This is a genomic window from Solitalea lacus, assembly GCF_022014595.1.
GTDB classification, from domain to species: Bacteria; Bacteroidota; Bacteroidia; order Sphingobacteriales; family Sphingobacteriaceae; genus Solitalea; species Solitalea lacus.
Window position 1 is genome coordinate 3,668,984 of the sequence record NZ_CP091740.1, and the last position, 21,317, is coordinate 3,690,300.

Annotated in this window: 16 protein-coding genes; 12 read left to right on the forward strand and 4 right to left on the reverse strand. The window is 37.5% G+C overall.

Annotated elements, in window-relative coordinates:
- Positions 1-225 precede the first annotated feature (225 nt).
- Positions 226-3,336, reverse strand: coding sequence for an MBG domain-containing protein (locus L2B55_RS15770; RefSeq protein ID WP_237847137.1), 3,111 nt, complete (start codon positions 3,334-3,336; stop codon positions 226-228).
- A 768-nt stretch (positions 3,337-4,104) separates the two neighbouring features.
- On the opposite strand from L2B55_RS15770, the gene rpmB reads away from it, so the two are divergent.
- The 10 genes from rpmB to L2B55_RS15820 all read left to right on the forward strand — a co-directional run bounded on the left by rpmB (position 4,105) and on the right by L2B55_RS15820 (position 17,908).
- On the forward strand, positions 4,105-4,338 hold the full coding sequence (gene rpmB / locus L2B55_RS15775) for a 50S ribosomal protein L28 (RefSeq protein ID WP_237847138.1): 234 nt from the start codon (positions 4,105-4,107) through the stop codon (positions 4,336-4,338).
- 21 nt (positions 4,339-4,359) lie between these two features.
- Positions 4,360-4,542: a 50S ribosomal protein L33 gene (gene rpmG / locus L2B55_RS15780; protein ID WP_237847139.1), complete on the forward strand. Its 183-nt coding sequence runs from the start codon at positions 4,360-4,362 to the stop codon at positions 4,540-4,542.
- A gap of 77 nt (positions 4,543-4,619) precedes the next feature.
- Positions 4,620-4,778 (forward strand): DUF4295 domain-containing protein, encoded by a 159-nt coding sequence (locus L2B55_RS15785; protein WP_014681127.1) that lies wholly within the window; start codon positions 4,620-4,622, stop codon positions 4,776-4,778.
- Positions 4,779-5,039: 261 nt separating this feature from the next.
- Positions 5,040-6,014 (forward strand): signal recognition particle-docking protein FtsY, encoded by a 975-nt coding sequence (gene ftsY / locus L2B55_RS15790; RefSeq protein WP_237847141.1) that lies wholly within the window; start codon positions 5,040-5,042, stop codon positions 6,012-6,014.
- Between the two features lie 83 nt (positions 6,015-6,097).
- Positions 6,098-7,429, forward strand: a complete 1,332-nt coding sequence (gene rimO, locus L2B55_RS15795) for a 30S ribosomal protein S12 methylthiotransferase RimO (RefSeq protein WP_237847142.1) — start codon at positions 6,098-6,100, stop codon at positions 7,427-7,429.
- Between the two features lie 142 nt (positions 7,430-7,571).
- Positions 7,572-9,155 carry a bacillithiol biosynthesis cysteine-adding enzyme BshC gene (bshC, locus tag L2B55_RS15800; RefSeq protein ID WP_237847143.1) on the forward strand — a complete coding sequence of 528 codons (1,584 nt, stop codon included), beginning with the start codon at positions 7,572-7,574 and terminating at the stop codon, positions 9,153-9,155.
- Between the two features lie 56 nt (positions 9,156-9,211).
- Positions 9,212-10,315, forward strand: a complete 1,104-nt coding sequence (locus tag L2B55_RS15805) for an Ldh family oxidoreductase (protein ID WP_237847144.1) — start codon at positions 9,212-9,214, stop codon at positions 10,313-10,315.
- A gap of 118 nt (positions 10,316-10,433) precedes the next feature.
- Positions 10,434-11,048, forward strand: coding sequence for a carboxypeptidase-like regulatory domain-containing protein (locus L2B55_RS15810; protein WP_237847145.1), 615 nt, complete (start codon positions 10,434-10,436; stop codon positions 11,046-11,048).
- Between the two features lie 60 nt (positions 11,049-11,108).
- Positions 11,109-11,981: a prephenate dehydrogenase gene (locus tag L2B55_RS15815; RefSeq protein WP_237847146.1), complete on the forward strand. Its 873-nt coding sequence runs from the start codon at positions 11,109-11,111 to the stop codon at positions 11,979-11,981.
- Between the two features lie 107 nt (positions 11,982-12,088).
- Positions 12,089-17,908: a carboxypeptidase-like regulatory domain-containing protein gene (locus L2B55_RS15820; protein ID WP_237847148.1), complete on the forward strand. Its 5,820-nt coding sequence runs from the start codon at positions 12,089-12,091 to the stop codon at positions 17,906-17,908.
- Between the two features lie 43 nt (positions 17,909-17,951).
- Here L2B55_RS15820 and L2B55_RS15825 read toward each other — a convergent pair whose 3' ends face one another.
- Both L2B55_RS15825 and parS read right to left on the reverse strand, forming a co-directional pair.
- Entirely contained in the window at positions 17,952-18,419 is a 468-nt protein-coding gene (locus tag L2B55_RS15825) for an RES family NAD+ phosphorylase (RefSeq protein ID WP_237847149.1), read from the reverse strand.
- A 6-nt stretch (positions 18,420-18,425) separates the two neighbouring features.
- Positions 18,426-18,893 carry a type II RES/Xre toxin-antitoxin system antitoxin gene (gene parS, locus L2B55_RS15830; protein WP_237847150.1) on the reverse strand — a complete coding sequence of 156 codons (468 nt, stop codon included), beginning with the start codon at positions 18,891-18,893 and terminating at the stop codon, positions 18,426-18,428.
- A gap of 165 nt (positions 18,894-19,058) precedes the next feature.
- Between parS and L2B55_RS15835 the strand changes: the two genes are divergently transcribed.
- Positions 19,059-19,910: a sulfurtransferase gene (locus L2B55_RS15835; RefSeq protein WP_237847151.1), complete on the forward strand. Its 852-nt coding sequence runs from the start codon at positions 19,059-19,061 to the stop codon at positions 19,908-19,910.
- Positions 19,907-20,119 (forward strand): hypothetical protein, encoded by a 213-nt coding sequence (locus L2B55_RS15840; RefSeq protein ID WP_237847152.1) that lies wholly within the window; start codon positions 19,907-19,909, stop codon positions 20,117-20,119. Before L2B55_RS15835 ends, L2B55_RS15840 begins: the two co-directional genes overlap by 4 nt.
- Positions 20,120-20,190: 71 nt before the next feature.
- On the opposite strand, the gene lepB is transcribed toward L2B55_RS15840, so the two are convergent.
- Positions 20,191-21,306: a signal peptidase I gene (lepB, locus tag L2B55_RS15845; RefSeq protein WP_237847153.1), complete on the reverse strand. Its 1,116-nt coding sequence runs from the start codon at positions 21,304-21,306 to the stop codon at positions 20,191-20,193.
- Positions 21,307-21,317 lie beyond the last annotated feature (11 nt).

The window sequence follows — 21,317 nt, forward strand, 5'->3', positions numbered from 1 at the left end:
ACAATATTATATTATCAAATCCTAAAAACGAAAATTAACATCAATTAATTTAATAACGAATAATAAAGTTACTGATTATCGATGGTCAAAAATTCTTTTATTGCACAAGTAAAGACATTTGTTAATCCAATAAAATCAGCAAATCAGTCGAAATTTCCCAATAAAAAAGAGATTGCTTTAAGACAACCTCTTCAATTTTACTAAATACTGTAAACCAAAAACCAATTACAATTTCATTGCTCTTAAAGCAACTTGTCTTGATCCTTGACGAACCACAACTGAATATAAACCAGGCCCTAAACTGCTTCCAAAATGGATTAGATCTGATGCTTTTCCTGTAACAAGTTCTAATTGTTGTCCGGTATTAATATCCACCACCCTCACTTCAACATCTTCATCGCTTGCGTTTTCAATCTGAAGAGTAAAATCCGTAACACTTGGATTTGGCAACAAATGTGCATCAAGTCCTTTTTTATCATTAGTTAAAAAATCACCGTTTATAGCTTCATCAGTAACATTAATAGTTGTTATTGGGCTAACAAGTTTAAAATTCGGATTAACTCCTGTAAACACCGCAGTAACGATATTATCCCCCACAACTACAGCAGGTATTACTGAAGTTAAACTAACTTGGAGTGATCCAGTTAAATTAATGCCAATCACTTCCAGTGGAACCGTACCAACTTCTGTTTCACCGATTTTAAATGTTACTTGTGTAGCAGCCTGAGTACTTCCATTTACACCTGCTTGAATATGTGCCATAAAGCGAACGGTTTCATTACGATGAATCGTGTGTGGAGTTGCTATAACAAAACTTTTAGTTGCAGAACCATCTGAAACCGGAGTTGTTATAGTTAGATTAGCACCTATATAGGTTAAGCTATAATTGTTGCTTAGGCCAAAATTTAACTCGCTTGGCTTTATGGCGTAATTACCGATCTGTTCCCCTGGATCTCTTGTTAATTCATCATTAAATGTTTCGCCGTTAACCAACGAACCATTGGTCATTTGACAAGTCAATTCAGGATCAGAGGTGCCATACACTTTTGTTTTGGCGTGGGCGATGATTGTTAAGGCTTTCTGGCTAATGGTCAACAAGGCATTGGCTGCAGTCACATTATAGTTAGGATTATCTCCCAAACTAACCGAAATCGGATAAGTGCCCACGTTTGAATCTTTCAATGCATCAGTTGATAAACTGTAATTCAACACATCGCCGTTGACTGTTCCAGTCACCTCGGCATCCAACTCAGGATTATCGTCTCCGTAAGTTTTCGCTTTGGCATTGGCTGTTACATTGGCGGCTTTCTGACCAATGGTCAACAAGGCATTGGCTACAGTTACATTATAATTAGGATTATCTCCCAAGCTAACCGAAATCGGATAGGTGCCCACGTTTGAATATTTCAATGCATCAGTTGATAAACTGTAATTCAACACATCGCCGTTAACTGTTCCTGTCATCTCGGCATCCAACTCAGGATTATCGTCTCCGTAGGTTTTCGCTTTGGTATTGGCTGTTACATTGGCGGCTTTCTGACCAATGGTCAACAAGGCATTGGCTGCAGTTACATTATAATTAGGATTATCTCCCAAATTAACCGAAATCGGATAGGTGCCCACGTTTGAATATTTCAATACATCAGTTGATAAACTATAATTCAACACATCGCCGTTGACTGTTCCTGTCACCTGGGCATCCAATTCAGGATTATCGTCTCCGTAGGTTTTCGCTTTGGCATTGGCTGTTACATTGGCGGCTTTCTGACCAATGGTCAACAAGGCATTGGCTACAGTTACATTGTAATTAGGATTATCTCCCAAGCTAACCGCAATCGGATAAGTGCCCACGTTTGAATATTTCAATGCATCAGTTGATAAACTGAAATTCAACACATCGCCGTTGACTGTTCCAGTCACCTCCGCATCCAATTCAGGATTATCATCTCCGTAGGTTTTCGCTTTGGCATTGGCTGTTACATTGGCGGCTTTCTGACCAATGGTCAACAAGGCATTGACTACTGTTACATTATAATTAGGATTATCTCCCAAGCTAACCGAAATCGGATAAGTGCCCACGTTTGAATATTTCAATGCATCAGTTGATAAACTGTAATTCAACACTTCGCCGTTGACTGCTCCTGTCACCTCCGCATCCAACTCAGGATTATCGTCTCCGTATGTTTTCGTTTTGGCATTGGCCGTTATGCTTGCGTCTTTGGCTATAATATCAGCTGTTGTACTAGCCGTTAATGAACTCAGGATATAATTGGCATTATCGATTGCTACCGTCGCTGTCACTGGTTTATTAACTCCCACATTCTTGGTATCAAAATGGGCATTGCTTACTATTACGTTTACAATATCACCACTTATCAAATCTGCTGTCGGCACACTGCCGACGGTTGTAGCAGCAGTTGATCCATCATATATTTTATCAGCAGTAGTAATACTTGCTGTCAGAGATTTCGGTATTATATCAGCTCTTAAACTTTGAAGAATCAAAGTATAATTTCCTGCCTGTGCGCCGGTTAAAAATTGCCCAGAAGGAGTCACTACTATACCATTGCTAACATTTACTCCGGCAAAGGTTCCTACAGAAGTATTTGTAACACCTACCACATCGCCAATAAATGGTTTCCCATCATTATCCGCTCCTGTACCAATTGTTTCTGGCGATAACAAAACAGCAGTACCAGTAAGTGTTGCGACATTTGTCCCATCATAAGTTTTATTGTTTGCAGAAAGCCCTGTTTCGGTTAGCGCTTTTGCAGTAATATTTGCAAAGGCAGAAGGCTGGCTTAAAGTATAATTGGAAGATTTTGAGCCGCTGATACCAAAACCTGTAATGGTAACAGTCTTATTCGTACCAACATTTTTGTCGGCAAATACACCACTTGCACTTCCTGAATTTAAAGTAACATCATCACCTATTACGAGGTTACTCAATATGGCCCCACCAGTATTCAAAGTAGATGTTGTTGTACCATTATACACTTTATTATTTGCAGTGACTCCCGATATTGTCAACGGGCGCTTATCAATAACCAATGTCCCATCGACTGTTGCCCTATCAGTAGACTCCGTTACTCTAAAAGTAACTCCAGCTGTAGCTGCAGCAGAAGTACTAATGGTTAATGTTAAAGTGGAAGTAGTAGATCCATTCTTAGCCACAATTAAAGTTGAAGGAGAAAATGATGCGGTTACTCCAGCAGGCAGGTCTTGAATATTTAAGGCTGTACTAGCACCAGCCCCATTCGCTGTAACCGTTATCAAATAGGTTACCATACCTCCCGTACCATATATAACACTCCCAGTCTGCGAACCAACTGACATACCAGTTACTTTTTTAATGATGACTGGAGATTTCGCTTCCGAATAAAAATTGCATAATAGAATAATCCCAGATAGTGCTATTAGGAACAATTTATTAATGCGCCGCTTTCGAACCGGCACCAGCACAGGAGAAGGGAATTTTAATAATAGAGGAAACTTCCTATTAATAATAATGAGCCATGAAAAAAAATTGCGTAAATAAGAATGAAATTGAAGTGTAAAGTTTTTCATAAAAAGGAATATGGTTTTTAATTGGTGTTTACTTTTACTTCTTAATTTTTAATAGATCTGTGCAATTCCGAATAAAAAATAATTATGATCTAATCTTGCTTTTCAAAAATGGCACCATATCTTTCTCATTATCAATATGACTGCTACCAAAAACCATGATCTTATTGGGTTATGTTTGATTAATTAGCCATACTATGTAAATCTCCATCCTTTCAAAATTTTCCTGCATTGTGCACTTTTTTGTATACTCCTACTTCATTATTGAAGTCTTTCCCATACACAAACAGATCAAACTAATAGTAATTGATACGGAATACGTCTATTTGAGTTTTGTCAACTAGTTCTTCCTCAGGTATTAGATTTGCTGATCTGTAAACCTATTGTTAACTTTGCGCCTTGTTTTGAGGAATTACTTTGTGAAGTAAAATGAAATTCGATGAATAATTGAAATTCGTTTTGCTGTTTTCATAAATAATGCTCATATTTGCAACCCATTTAATAAAAGACTAATAATTAGCATATAAATACTTTAGAGCAATGTCGAGAGTTTGTGATTTAACCGGAAAAAGCGCCATGAAAGGTCACAACGTTTCAAATTCGAACGTTAAAACCAAGCGCAAATTCTACCCTAACCTACAGTTAAAGAAATTTTATATTCCAGAAGAAGACCGCTGGATTACTTTGAAAGTTTCTACTTCTGCATTGAAAACCATCAATAAAAATGGTATTTCAGCTTGCATTCAGAAATTCCTGAAAAAAGGTTACATATAAGATTTTTAAAAGAATTAGGCAATGGCTAAAAAAGGAAACAGAGTACAGGTAATTCTAGAGTGCACTGAGCACAAAGAAAGTGGTATGCCTGGAACTTCAAGATATATTACCACCAAGAACAAGAAAAACACTTCTGAGCGTTTAGAGTTGAAAAAATTCAACCCTGTTTTACGTAAAGTAACTGTTCACAAAGAGATTAAGTAATTTTAGTTTAATGTTTTAAGGTTTTTGTTGAGAGAACAAACTACCTGACAACAAATTACTAGTAAAAATTTAAAAAAATGGCTAAGAAAGTAGTTGCAACCCTTAAGACCGGTACCGGTAAAGAATACTCTAAAGTAATTACCATGGTGCGTTCACCAAAAACTGGTGCTTATAGCTTTAAAGAAGTTGTAGTTCACAACGATCACGTTAAAGACATTATCGCTAACGCTAAATAATAGCAGTTAAAGTATTATATGGAGCTTCTTTCTAATGAAAGAAGCTTTTTTTATTTGTTGGGATTACTCAGTTTTCTATTTCTGATTTAAAGATTTCAATAATTAGTTTTCACAGTTCATAACTTAGAAATGTACCTGAAATCATAAATCTAAAATCTGAAATCAATTAATTCTGAGTACCTTCGAAAAATTTCTGTTCATTGCTCATTGGTTCAATAGCTTAGCACTAATGATTTATTGAACTCAGTAACCAAACTAAATATGGGATTATTCGATTTTTTCAAACGCTCAAAACCTGAAGAAGTTAAAGCCGAACAAGAGGCATTAGATAAAGGCTTGGAAAAAACCAAACAAACCGTTTTTTCAAAGCTTACCAAAATGATTGCCGGCAAATCAACCGTTGATGACGATGTGCTTGATGAACTTGAAGAGATTTTGGTAACCTCTGATGTGGGCGTTTCAACTACTTTAAAAATTATTGAACGCATTGAAGAGCGTGTCTCTCGCGATAAATACTTAGGAACCACCGAGCTAAACGCCATTTTGCGTGACGAGATAACTGCCCTGCTGGAAGAAAACAATTCTTCCGATTTTGAGCATTTAAATGTTAAGGAAAACACAAAACCATATGTTATTATGGTAGTTGGCGTAAATGGAGTTGGCAAAACCACAACCATTGGAAAACTTGCTCATAAGTTTAAACAAGCCGGCCAAAAGGTGGTTTTAGGGGCAGCTGATACATTTCGGGCTGCAGCCGTTGATCAATTGCATATTTGGGGCGACAGAGTTGGCGTACGTGTAGTATCTCAAGCCATGGGCTCGGACCCCGCTTCTGTAGCTTACGACACCCTTCAATCAGCTGTTGCACAAGGTGAAGATGTAGCAATAATAGACACTGCGGGTCGTTTGCACAATAAGGTTGGATTGATGAACGAGCTAACCAAAATTAAGAATGTAATGAAGAAAGTGGTTCCGGATGCGCCACATGAGATTTTATTAGTTTTGGATGCATCAACGGGGCAAAACGCCATTGAGCAATGTAAACAATTTACGCAGGCAACCGATGTTAATGCCTTAGCATTAACCAAACTTGATGGAACCGCCAAGGGAGGTGTAGTAATTGGTATTTCTGACCAGTTTAAAATCCCGGTGAAATATATTGGTGTAGGAGAAGGAATTAATGACCTACAATTGTTCAATAAAGTGGAGTTTGTAAACTCACTATTCAAGAATTAATAATTACGAGATATGAGTTACGAGTTGGTCAGATGCAGATTGGTTAACCCGTAACCCGCAACTCGGAAACCGTAATTATTCAAATGAGAACGAAAGAATTAAAAAAAGAACAAAAGCAACAGCCCAAAGTAAACGTTATCACTTTAGGTTGTTCAAAAAATATTGTGGACTCAGAAGTATTGATGGGTCAACTAAAGGGCAACAACTTTAGCGTTGCGCATGAATCTGAAAAGGTTGGAAAAGATGATATCGTTATCATTAACACCTGTGGATTTATTGATAATGCCAAACAAGAATCTATTGATACCATTCTGCAATACAGCGATTTAAAGGACAAAGGAAAAGTTGGTAAAGTAATTGTAACCGGCTGTCTTTCGGAACGATACAAGCCAGAGCTGGAAGCTGAGATTACTAATGTTGATGCTTTTTATGGCACCAATGATTTAAAGCAAATGCTGAGCAACTTGGGAGCCGATTACAAACACGAGCTGATTGGCGAACGTTTGTTGACTACTCCAAAGCATTTTGCGTTCTTTAAAATTGCTGAAGGTTGTAATCGTCCTTGTTCATTTTGTGCAATTCCGCTAATGAGGGGTATGCATGTTTCAAAGCCGATAGATGAGTTAGTACAAGAAGCCAAGGTTTTAGCAAAAAATGGCACTAAAGAACTGGTATTAATTGCTCAGGATCTTACTTATTACGGCCTTGACTTATATAATGAACGTAAGCTTGCTGATTTGCTTCGTAATCTTTCTGATGTAAACGGAATAGAATGGATTCGTTTGCAGTATGCTTATCCTTCACAATTCCCAATGGATATTTTAGATGTGATGAACGAGCGGGAAAACATCTGCAAATACCTTGATATGCCATTACAGCATATCACAGATAATATGCTTAAATCAATGCGCAGGGGTATTTCTAAACGCCGTACCATTGAACTGGTGGATCAAATCCGTCAGCGAGTGCCTAATATTGCCTTGCGTACAACGCTAATCTCAGGTTATCCGGGAGAAACACAGGATGATCATGATGAATTATTGGCATTTGTTGAACAAACACGTTTCGATCGTTTGGGAGTGTTCACCTATTCTCATGAAGAAAAAACGCATGCATATTCACTGGAAGATGATGTTCCGGAAGAAGTGAAGCAAGAGCGCTTAGAAGAAATCATGGACTTGCAACAAGGTATTTCTTTTGAAAAAAATCAGGAGAAATTAGGCAAAACCTTCAAAGTATTAATTGACAAGAAAGATGGCGATTATTTTGTAGGTCGTACCGAGTTTGACTCTCCAGAAGTTGACAATGAGGTCTTAATTGATGCCCGTGAGCATTACGTTACCGTTGGAGATTTCTGCAAGGTTAAGATTGATCGTGCAGAAGATTTTGACTTGTACGGAACACCGGTAAAATAGTTGAAAAAAGTAAAAAGTAAGATGATTTGGCACGGAGCTACGATTATCTTACTTTTTACAACTTTCATATTACATAAATTTAAAAACTTTATTGCCTCTCCTCTGTTCCACATTAAATTTGAACCTACAACAACTTAATTTAATGCAAGCAAGCCATATCAACTACCTTCATACAGGTTTCTTTTCAAAAACCCTTACTGATTACCTTTCCAACTGCAACAATCTCTCCGACTTTTATAAATACCAGCCATCCATTGATTCATTTAAGCAAATAATTGCTGATAAATCAGTTGAAAAAATTGACCGTAGCGTATTGGTTGATGTATTGCACAAGCAATATCAATCAATTGGTAACGGTCCATGGACAAAGGCCATTGACAGCCTAGGCAGCAGTAAAACCTTTACCGTAACTACTGGCCACCAACTTTGCCTGGCAACCGGTCCGTTATACTTTATTTACAAAATTGTAACTACCATTAAGCTTGCCCGAGAAATTGAACAAGCCTACCCAGCGTATAAAATTGTTCCGGTTTATTGGATGGCAACAGAAGACCACGATTTTGAGGAGATTAATCATTTTAACCTATTTGGCAGAAAATTCAGTTGGGAACTAGATGCAAAAGGAGCAACTGGCCGGTTATCTACTCAAACGCTAAATCCTCTAATTGATGAATTAAAATCAGTTTTAGGGCAATCTGAAAATGCGATGGAGTTAAATAATCTGATTGAAAATGCTTACCTAAAGCATAACAATTTGGCAGATGCAACACGCTACCTAGTAAATGAATTGTTTGGCCAGTATGGATTGGTTATTATTGACGCAGATGAGGCATCACTCAAAAAGCAGTTTATTCCAATTATTAAACGTGATATCTCTGAACAACATAGTCACCAACTAGTAAACGAGACTATTATTGCATTCGAACAAACAGGAGCGCATATTCAGGTAAAGCCAAGGGAAATCAATTTCTTTTATTTGGAGGATGAGCTTCGTGAACGAATTGTATTTGAGAATAACCGTTACACAGTTTTAAATACTGATATAAGCTTTTCAAAAGAAGAATTAGAAAAGGAAATTGAGAACCATCCTGAAAAATTTAGTCCAAATGTGATAATGCGAGCTTTATACGAGGAATCCGTACTCCCTAATTTGGCTTACATCGGAGGAGGCGCCGAAGTCGGTTACTGGATGGAATTTAAATCAACATTTGATTTTTATAAAATAAATTTCCCAATGTTGGTATTACGCAATTCTGCACTTATTGTTGATGAAACCTCAAAAAAGCGTTTAATACAGTTAGGCTTAGAAGCAAAAAACCTCTTTACTGAAACTAATAAACTCATCGACATATTTGTTAAACAGCAAAGTGTAAACGAGTTAAACCTGGATTCGGAAATACAAAAGTTTGAGAAAGCATTTGTTCAACTATCCTTGAAAGCGCAAAATATTGATCCTACTTTAGCAGGCAGCGTGGAAGCTGAAAAAGCCAAATTTTTCAATTCTTTAAAAGGCCTGGAAAGCAAACTTGCCAAGGCTGAAAAGAAAAAATTTGAACAACAAACCGGACAGATTGTTAAAGTTAAGGATAAACTTTTCCCCAACGGCTCGTTACAAGAGCGCGTAGATAACTTTATGCCTTACTATTTGAAGCAAGGAAACGGGTTCATTGAAATGCTCATGGAAAATTTTGATCCATTAGACTTTCAATTTACTGTTTTTGAATAAAGTTGTTAAATAGATCAATTACTAAAACTTTTTAATTACGACATATAACTTAAAGAATGGCCAACGAAGTAAGTTACAGCACTTTTAACGTTGAGAAATTAAGACAATTTACTGTTGAAGTTTTCCTGAAAATGGGAGTTCCCATTAATGATGCTGAATTAGCTGCCGATGTTTTGATAAAAGCTGATTTGCGCGGCATTGATTCACACGGAGTAGCCCGTTTAAGTGGCTATGTTCGCTTATGGCAAAAAGGACGCATCAATCCTACTCCAACTATTCGCATTGTACATGAAACACCAAGCACAGCTACTATTGACGGCGATGCGGGTTTAGGTTTGGTTGTGGCCCCAAAAGCAATGGAAGTTGCCATTGCAAAAGCTGAAAATGCCGGCTCTGGATGGATTTCAGTTAAAAACTCCAATCACTTTGGTATTGCGGCTTACCATGCAATCATGGCTCTTGAGAAAGACATGATTGGCATGTCAATGACTAATGCATCTCCATTGGTTGCTCCAACATTTTCTACTGAAAGAATGTTGGGAACCAATCCTATTTGCTACGCTTTTCCTGCGGGTAACTTTCCACCGGTAATTATGGATATGGCAACATCTGCAGCTGCAAACGGAAAGCTAGAGATTGCTCAACGCAAAGATGTTGAAGTTCCTACAGGATGGATCCAGGATGTACAGGGCTATCCAACAACTGACGCAAACGGACTGAAAAAAGGCGGTTCACTATTGCCATTAGGTAGTGATCGAGACCATGGTAGCCACAAAGGTTTTTGCTTAAGTTCGATAGTTGACATTTTATCAGCAGTACTTTCCGGAGCATCTTACGGCCCGTGGGTACCACCGTTTGTTGCATTCTTAGATCCATTAGAAAATCAGCCGGGCCAAGGTTTAGGGCATTTTCTTGGAGCCATGCGCGTTGATGGTTTCCGCCCTGCCAATGAATTTAAAGAGCATATGGATAATTGGATTCAGCGCTTTAAATCTGCCCAAACTGCACCGGGTTATGATTCAGTGATTATTCCCGGTGAGCCGGAAGCTGCCGCGGAAGTAGAAAGAAACCAAAATGGGATTCCTTTAATCTCAGTGGTTGTTGAAGATCTCAAATGCTTGTCATCCAAACTAGGTGTTGAATTTCCTGAAGAATTATAAATGAGAAAAAGGTTCGAATTATTCGAACCTTTTTCATTTCAACTGCACGTGATCCCACTTATACTTTTACTATTATCATACCGTTTCTATCATAACTAATACCTCGATAGTTCAACGTATGAAAAACATCTTTTATCTTTTGTTCACCTGTGTGACAGCGACTTGTTTCGCACAACAACAAGAAACCCATTACATTTTAAGTGGAAAAATCATTGACGCAAAGACTACCCAACCTCTTTCCAATGTCAGCATCATCAACAGAAATAAAGGGATTGGTACTCACAGTTCATTAAATGGACAATTTTCAATTAAAGGAAAACCAGGAGACAGCATTGAAGTAATCTTTCTCGGTTACGAAAGATTCATTTTTAAGATTCAAGACTCAAGCAATACAACGATCAGGCTTCAACCTAAAATTATTGAACTGAACGAGGTGAATGTCAGCACATTTAAAAGCTATGAAGCTTTCAAAACAGCATTTTTAATCACCACAGTTGCTTCTGAAACGGTTTATTCTGAAGTAAAAAAGAAAAACGAGCCTGATGAAATTTTAGCTAAATCATACAATCTAAACTCCGATTTAATAAACAGAGCCGTAAATACACCAGGTAAGGACTTTGCCCCCAAGGAACCTGACATAATTGGCATTGACCTCAAATACATTCAGAAATATCTACAAAAAGTAAAAGCAAATAAGAAACTTAAAGCGAAGAAAGCAAAATCCACCAATTAAGTAGATAATATCATTCCTTTTTTATTAAAATCATTAGTTTTACAGTTCAACTAATAATAAATGAATTTAACTGTTGTTGGACTGGGCCTTATAGGAGGTTCATTAGCGAAAGACTTACGTACAAAAGGAATTGCCAAAACCATTATCGGATCTGATAAAAGCTTAATTCATTGCCAAAAGGCAAAAGAGTTGGGCATTATTGATGACTATAAACCATTGGAAGAAGCCGTTAAAGAGGCAGACATTGTTATTGTTTCGGTACCTGTAAATGCTACTTTAAAAGTATTACCACAAGTATTAGACAATATTTCAGAAAAGACCGTCGTGATGGACGTAGGATCTACTAAATCTGAAATTTGTAAATTAATTCAAAATCATCCCAAAAGAAAGAATTATGTTGCCAATCATCCAATTGCTGGTACTGAGAACTCCGGTCCGGAAGCAGCAATTGATGGCTTATTCGATAAAAAGACCACAATAATTTGTGAACAAGAAAAGTCTGATCCAAAAGCTGTTCTGTTAATAAAAATTATTCATGAAGCTATAGGTATGCATGTAATCCACATGGACGCAGATGAGCATGACAGACATATCGCATATGTTTCTCACCTTTCACATGTGATCTCCTATGTTTTGGGCAAAACGGTTTTGGAAATCGAAAAAGACGAGACAAATATTTTCGAATTGGCCGGTTCTGGCTTTGCTTCTACAGCTCGCCTGGCCAAAAGCTCACCAGAAATGTGGACTCCTATCTTTTTACAAAACAAAAAATCATTGTTGAAATCAGTGGATGAGTACATTAAAAATCTTAACGATTTCCGTGAACTAATTGCCAATAACGATGAAAATGCATTATTTGAAGAGATCGGAAAAATAAACGACATAAGACGGGTCCTAGACGGTCTGGCATTGAAACGCGCTAAAGGACATTAATATTTTCAAGCCGGAGTGGTCTTAATTCATTAATACAGCTCCGGTTCTATACCTACATCTACAATTACATTTACCTCCACCGCTTTATTATCAACTTAAAAATTGTTATGCGTTATATTTTTTGTTGTATTACACTCATACTCCTATCCATTCAGGTTTCAGCCCAAAAAAAGCTTTCTGAAAGCATCAAACATAGTCGTTATACCTACATTTATCTCCTGAACAATGACCAACTTAGGCTGCTTCACAAAAATGGACTTAACAGCTTCAATGAAAGTTACATTACGAAGCCGGTTGATTCATTTTTAACTTTAAGTTCCTATAACAAAACATTAAAACCTGGTACTTACGCTTTTGTTAAGGCTCAAAACAGTCAGCTAAATTACCGCATCGAGCAGATTGCCGGAATAAACCCCTATTTATTCAGTTCAGGAAAAAAGTTTGAGCTGATTATTGCTAAATGTAATTCCCAAATCATTGATCCTGAGGCAAAAGTTTATCTCAATAAAAAATCAATTCCATTTGATAAAAATACTCAAACCTGGCATCGTAAGCTAAAGTTAATGAAAGGCCTGCTTAGAGTTACGTCTAGCGGCATTGATAATTACTTCACTATTGATGACGATTATAATCCTCGCCACTTTAATTATAATTACGGTTCAGCAAATTCTTCGTTTTTCAGCGATTACATTAGTTTACCGATTAAAAAACATGTGTGGAACCCAATAAAGAGGACTTTTAAAGGCCAAAATGGCAATAAACGTTCACAAGCGCTACTTAGCAAACATGCAGGTTTTGTTGTGTTCAGTAAACCTCAATACAGGCCAAATGACACTGTAAAATTAAAAGCCTACATAACCGACACTAAAGGTAACGCGATTGAAGATGATGAACTGGTTTTAAATATTGGAACGAGTTATCATACTGATGACTTAAAACAATTAGGTCTTGTAAAATCATACCGGAAAGGAGCATTCGAATACAGTTTTGTACTCACGGATAGTCTAGACCTTGATCTTGATGAAACTCAAACGATCTACTTTCAACGAAAACCCTCAAAAAACACAAAAAAGAAGAATGACCCAAATGAGGGTGAACAGGAAATCGACGTAAACAAAAACACCTTAATAAAAGGCAATTTCTTGTTTGAAGATTATGAATTAAAAGATGTTCAGTTTACCGCCAGAGTTGAAAAAACCTTTCAAAAAGGTGAACCTATTGTTGTGCATTGCAAAGCGTTTGACGAAAACGACATGGCCATACCTGATGGTAAGGTCAACATTACCATTTTAACCAGCTATGTATCTAGTTTTATAAACAAGAATGTGTTTGTGCCCGATAGCATCCTCATTCATAATCAGAACCTCGATCCTGTTGGAGAAACACGTATCGAGTTCCCAGCTGATAAATTTCCTGAAGCGAATGTCAACTATAGGGCGATTGTGACTTTTTTAAACAGTGACAACCAGCGCTTAACACAACACCTCCAATTCAATGTTGAACAAAACACAAACAAGCTTAAAGCTGAATTTCATAATGACAGTTTAATCATTAACTGGCTAAAGGCAGGAAAGCCTGTTTCGGGGCAAGCTAAAGCTACAAGTTTTACAGTTAATAATGATTCACTGCAAACCTACACTCAACAGCTGCCAATTAAACTGCCCATTCAACAGCTTGTTCGTTATTATGAAATACGACTTGATTCACTTACCGAAACACTCCAATTGGATGACTTGGACAAAAGCCCATCGATAAATGCCTACCGTACCCCTGATTCACTTTTTATTGATGTAGATAACCCTCATCAACTTAATTTTTGGTATTCGGTAACTGATGGCAATAAAGTAATAGCATCGGGAAGTGACAAAAAACTGCAGCTTATTCGTAAACTTCACAGTTCACATGCAACTCATATCGTTGTTCAATACTTATGGGCTGGTGAACTTAAAAAACTTACGCAAGATATTTCGCTAAACAATAAAGCGCTCGATATTCAAATTAAAGCACCTCGCTTGGTTTATCCCGGACAGCGATTTAATGTTGAACTAACCGCCAGTAATCCGTCAGGACAACCTGTTCAAAATGCCGACCTTACCGCTTTTGCCTTTACTTCTAAATTTAAAAGCACAAATACGCCGTTCGTTCCCTCCTTTGGAAAAAGACTAAAATTTACTCCACCGGATTACGCTAAGCCCGAAATTGATGCTTTTAATCATAACGGCAACCTTGACTTAAACTGGAAAAGATGGGCTTTAGAATTAAAGCTCGATACAAACGAATATTACCGGTTTCTTCATACTCAGTCAATCTATAAAAACAATGAGTTGCTACCAGATACAACCGCTCAACTGGCGCCTTTTGTTGTTAAAAATGGAGCGGTAATACCAACTCATATTCTCTATATTGATGAAATGCCGGTGTATTTTAGCAAGGCCTCTCATTTGCAATACTACAGCTTTGTAGTGAAACCCGGATATCATAAGATACGACTTCGTACTACCGAAGATTTAATTACAGTCGATTCTGTTTTGGCAGTAAAGGGAAGAAAAACTATTTTGGGTATCAGCGCGGATACTTCGGCAAATCTTCCTTACAAAATCGTAAAAACACCTGATACACTTACTGCTTATGAACAAAATTTTCTAAGCAATTATTATGTTCAGGTAACTAATAATTTTGGAGACCGTCCGGCGCTTTTAATTACCGCTGAGCACAGCTACTTTCTAAATCCAACATTTGCCAAACAGGGCAACACCCTGGCTGGGCCAATTTTACATGAGTGGGCTCAGTTTAACCTATTTAATGGTTTTAAACGCAATTTCACTTTTGAACCTTCTTATACCTATACTTTTCAGCCTGATTTAATAAAGATGAAATCAATAGAGGGAAAGTTCCCTTTTGATAAATCATTATCGTCAACAAGATTAGAGCCCAACTTTACTGAAAAGGCGTTTGAAGAATCAGAAATTGAGCGTATTTGGCAACAATACCTTGATTTAAGGGCTCACACCACACAACTATTTAGCAACCCTTATTTTTTAAATGACCAATCAAAAGCTCGTTTGCAAATCGGCTTAGGAACTTTCTCAACTGGCAAAACTCCGTTTGTAAAAAACATAATTATCTATAAACATGATGATCCCGATTTTATGCTCATTTATCCGGGCAATACATTAAATATTGGAAAAATTCCTGCCGGTGAGTATAGGATACTACTCTTATTCAAAGGAGATGAGTACTTACTAAAAGAACATATAAAAGTACGTCCAAACGGAGTTACTCACTTTTATACAGGTACTGTCAACCCTAATAAAAAAGATAGTGTTAGCAATAAAATTGCTAAAATCATTGCTGCCAAAAACGGTTATGCTCATTATACCTCCGATGATGACCTTACCAAAATTAAACAGGCATTTAATGAAAAATACCTTGATGAATCTCTTTTAAAAAACACTGTTTACGGTGTTATTTTGGATAAACAAAATATACCCCTTCCAGGAGTTACTGTACAGGTAAAAGGAACCGGAATAAAAACCATGTCAGATGTTAACGGTAAATTTTCAATTAAAACTCCTCAAAAAGCAACACTCGTTTTAAGCTTTATAGGATTTGAAACAATAGAAAAACCAGTACAAAATGGCAGTTATTTAACTATCATAATGAATGAAAGCTCCCAAGCCTTACAGGAAGTAGTGGTAGTCGGATATGGAACACAAAAGAAAGCATCTATGGTAGGTTCTGTAGGCACCGTTTTACAAGGTAAGGCTGAAGGGATAATAATAAGAGGCAACAGCAGTCTTAAAGGAAATGACAAACCCTTAGTTATTGTAGATGGTGTTCCTGTTGAAGGTGACTATCCTGCAGATGATATTCAAGATGTAAAAATATTAAAAGGGGCAGAAGCAACGGCAATTTATGGTGCAATGGCTGCAAATGGAGTTGTTATTATCACTACTAAGCAAAACAAGCAACCAACATCATCTGAGGTTGCTCAAAATGGCTCCTTGGGATTGCGTAAAAACTTTTCGGATGTTGCATTTTGGCAACCAAAGCTAACTACCAACCAAAGCGGGAAAGTAAGTTTTAAAGTAACAATGCCTGATGACATTTCTAAATGGAAAGCGACTGTAATTGGCGTTGGCGGAGATAAACTTACAGGAATTGTACAACATGAGTTTAAATCATTTAAATCATTAACGGCTACATTAGCAGTACCTCGCTTTGCAGTTGAAGGCGATAGCTTGAATATTTTAGGAAAAATCAGCAATTACACGGGTAGTGAAAGTACAGTTTTACGTACCGTTTCGATAAATGACAAACAACTAAAAGAGGGTGACCTAAAAGTAAAAAATGCTACTGTTGATACTATCGCTATAACTGCAATAGCTATGGATTCAATTAAAGCGACTTATTCATTAAAACTACCCAATGGTTATTCTGATGGCGAGGAACGTTTTATTCCGGTTTACAAACAGGGTGTTATTGAAACAGAAGGAGTTTTTCATGCATTGGAAGGAGATACCACAGTTACAATGCAATTACGGGCAACCGGCAACCCTATAACTTTTAGGGCCGAAGCATCGGCCTTGCCGGTTTTATTGAATGAGATAGAAACTATTCGGAACTATGAATATCAGTGTAACGAACAATTAGCTTCGAAGTTGAAAGCATTGCTGACCGAAAAGAAAATCCGCTACTGGTTAAAACAACCTTTCAACAGAGAAGAGAACATTAAAGAATTGATAAAAAAATTGCAGGACAATCGTGGAGTTGAAGGAGATTGGGGCTGGTGGCCTGGCACCAAAAGTAGCCTGTGGATTTCGCAACATGTAACAGAGGCATTAATAGAGGCCATGAACAGCGGATATAAAATAACCTTGAACGCTCAACCTATTATTGACAAATTATTATACCATTTTGAAGACAAACCTGCAGAGGAGCAAATAAGAGCCATTCATACACTGAAAAAACTAAAAGCTTCGCCTGATTATATAAAGCTCATTACTCAGGCCGAACACTCCATCTTAAACTTAAAATATAAGCCGAATGGCTATACACTGCTTAATTTATTATTACTTAAACAAGAACATGGCCTTAAGGTAAACACCGACAGCCTTTCAAAAGCAGCTCAAAAAACTTTGTTTGGTAATTTATATTGGGGAGAAGATTGCTACCGTTTCTTTGATAACAGTATTCAGCAAACCATTGTTGCTTACAAAATTTTACGGGCCAGCGGAGCCAATAATACCCTATTATCAAAAATAAGAAACTACTTTTTTGAACAACGAAAAAGTGGGCAATGGCGAAACACGTATGAATCAAGCTTAATTTTAGAAACCATTTTACCTGATTTACTACAAGATAGGGCAGAATTCAAGCCCACCCGCTTAATAATTGGTGGATCAAAAGCTGAAACTATTGAAAAATTCCCTTACGAAATAAAGCTTCCTGCACAAGCAAGCATTACTGTCCAGAAAACAGGTTCTTTACCAGCATATATTACTGCTTATCAGCAGTTTTGGAACAAAAAACCAGAGAAGGTTTCTAAAGACTTTACTGTAGATACCTATTTCGAACTAAATGGCGTTACACAAAAAAACCTTAAAGCCGGAGTGCTTACGCAATTGATGATTAATGTAGAGGTAAAAGCCGATGCAGATTATGTGATGATAGAAGTACCTATTCCTTCGGGTTGCTCATACGGAGAGAAAACACAATCATTTTGGGGCACTGAAATTCATCGGGAGTATCTTAAAAATAAAACGTCAATATTCTGTACCAAGCTAAAGAAAGGCAAGCACAGCTTTTACATTAATTTGGTTCCCCGCTTTTCAGGCAGATACAATTTAAATCCGGCTAAAGCAGAACTGATGTATTTTCCCGTATTTTACGGCAGGGAGAATATCCGTCAAATTGAAATCAAATAAAAACGAAAGCACCTGTTGATTAATTAACCAGGTGCTTTCATGTTTAAAGTCCTTTTATCCTACTATCAAAAACAAACTTTTGTTGCGATACGATTCGAACTTTTGAAAAATCAGAATGATGCGGATTGATTAGATAATTGTACTCATAAGGACTAATTGAAGAGGGAACTTTCATTAACAAAGTTTCCTTTTTTTCCGTCCATTTATCACCCATTTGCTGCGTTTGCAAATAGGCATTATTATCAACCTTATACCACTCGGTATGTAGATTCTCAAGTTCGGCAAGGGCTACTTCCGCCACTTCAGTTTCTGGCACTTCAATACTAACCAGTGAAAAATCTCCTGCCGATAAATCGACACCATTTCGGTGAACTACATTCTCTAAGCAGGCCAAAGCCACACTTGCTGCCGAATAAATCATAAAAACACCATTGGAATTCCATCGGGCCGCCCTCCCTGATACAGCAAGTACGTTAGCGTATTTTGTAAGGCTAATTCTATAAACCAGCATTAGTAGTTATGCAAGTGCACCAAACTCAATACGAATAAGTTCCTCTTTTATTAACTCAATACCTGTTAAAGTATCTAACAATGTGATGGGCTTTGCTGCCAAACCGACACTCATGCTATTGAGCCATTTCTTAAATTCATCAAGATTTCCAATTGCTTCAATCCCTTTATCAAAAAGCTCAAATAACTGAATTAAATGCTCAGTAACTCCCATATCGAGAACTTTACTATCTTTTATATAAGAACGTAATGTTTTCTCGGACATGCGCAGCATATGAGCAATATCAATTTGAGATGCCCCCGATAAAGAAATTATATCCGATAAAGCCTTTGCTGGCAATCCCTCCCTTATTACCCTTAATTGTGCATGAGGATTACCCAGCAATGATTGATAAGGCATTAATGCATCTTCTACAATTGAAGAAGGATTAATATCATCTGGAAGTTTATAAACAGATTTTCTTTTAGCTGACATATCAAGGTTTATCTATGTATTCAAATGTACATTTTCCCTAAATAAATAAGAAATTTTACCTAGAATTCTTTATTATTTTCACAGTAGAATTCTTCATTATAAAGGTTTTAAAAAACCGTAAATTAGATACACTTAACGTATCCCAAACCTTAAAAATTCCCTGCCATGACAAATTATGCACACCCTGAAGTGCTGGTTTCTACCGAGTGGGTAGATCAGCATAAATTCGATCGCAGTGTAGTTTTAGTAGAAGTAGATGTGGATACATCTGCTTTTGATGAAGGTCATATTCCGGGAGCAATCGCCTGGAATTGGCAAACGCAACTTTGCGATACATTACAACGGGATGTTATTAGCAAAGATAACCTGGAAAAACTGATGGGTCAAAGCGGCATTAACAATGACTCCACCGTGGTTATGTACGGCGACAACAACAACTGGTTTGCCGCCTGGGCATTTTGGGAGATGAAAATGTATGGCCATCGTGATGTCCGAATCATGAATGGAGGCAGAAAAAAATGGCTGGCTGAAGGACGCGAGTTAACTAAAGCTGCTACTCCACATAAGCCGGTAACATATCGTGCGCATGACCGTGATGAATCGTTACGCACCTACCTTCGTCAAGCACAAGACGCAATGCAATCAAGAGACTGTGTAATGGTCGATGTTCGTTCAAATGATGAATTTACAGGCAAAATTCTTTCACCTCCGGGTTTAATGGAAACTTGTCAGCGTGGAGGTCACATACCAGGAGCCAAAAACATTCCATGGGCGCAAGCATGTAATGAAGACGGTACCTTTAAATCGGCAGAAGATCTGGAAAAATTATATATGGATAACGGTATTACACCAGATAAACGAGTGATAGCCTATTGCCGTATAGGAGAACGCTCTAGCCATACTTGGTTTGTATTGAAATATCTGTTAGGATTTCCAGCAGTAAGCAATTATGATGGCTCCTGGACTGAATGGGGAAATCTGGTAGGGGCTCCTGTTGAAAAAACGATGGCGTTATGAATCTAAGGGCTGAAGATTATAAAACCGAAATGCTTGAGGTCAAAGGCATTTTGTTAAACATCACCTCCTATAAAATTGGGGATGAATACCATTGTCTGATAGCCAATGCTGACCCTGGAGCAAACATATCACGGGCAACTGCTGAAAGCGGAGAAGAGGCTCGTCGTATTGCCCTTGAAAAGGCAACCGAACGACTGAACAAGAAGTAATCAAAAAGCCAACTAAAAGAGGCCTGAGAATATTTAATCTCAGGCCTCTTCCTTTATTCTTGATTCATATTTTAATGAATACTCTTAAATAATCTACTCCAACGAATTTTGCTAAAGAAACTACCTTCAGAATCCCAGCTCATCCAAATAAATAAGGCCTTACCCACAATATGATCTTCCGGCACAAAACCCCAAAAACGTGAGTCCAGCGAGTTATGGCGGTTATCTCCCATCATGAAATAATAATTCATTTTGAAAGTATAACTATCTGATTTTTTACCGTTGATATAAAATCCGTCAGGTTGCTCTTTCAACTCATTTTTCTCATAAAAAGCTATGCATGGGCGATAAAGTGCAATATTTTCCTTCGTAAGCTTAAGTGTAGCCCCCTTTTTAGGTACCCATAACGGACCGAATTTGTCAACATTCCACTTATAGGCAGGATTTTGAGGATAAATTTGAGGATCTGTGATTGTATCAGGATAAATAAATTTCTGAACATTTCTAACACTTGCAAACTGTTTAACTTTGTCAGCATTTTCAGGAGTCATTGTTAAGTCGTATGCATTGTTGGCTATTTTATCTCCAGCCACACCCATTTCCATTAAGGTCTTTCTATTCAAATCAGTACCATCCGTTTCAACAGTATAGTCTGTTTGTCCCTTTACTTGAATAGGCGTTAATTTACCATTTATATAAGCTTCACCTTTAACTACACTTATTGTATCACCAGGAATAGCAATACAGCGCTTGATATAATTCTCACGTTTATCTACCGGGCGAGGTAAACCAGACGAAGGGTCAACATCTACCGGGTAGTTGAACACTACCACATCACCGTTTTTAATATCCTGAAAACCAGGAAGACGATGATAATCCCACTGTACAGCTTCTGAATAAGCTTTCATTCCTAAAATTGAATGATGGGCAAATGGAAATGCTAGTGGAGTCATTGGAGTACGCGGACCGTAATTCATTTTACTTACAAAAAGAAAATCACCCACTAATAACGATTTTTCCATTGAAGGCGTTGGAATGGTATAAGCTTCAATAAAAAACGTACGAATAATGGTAGCGGCAACCACGGCAAAAATAATAGCATCAGACCATTCGCGGGTGGCGGATTTCTTTTTCGTTTTTTCAGCGGTAGCAGTAGTACCGTCCTTTTTCCAAAATTTCAGATTCATGGTTATTGGCT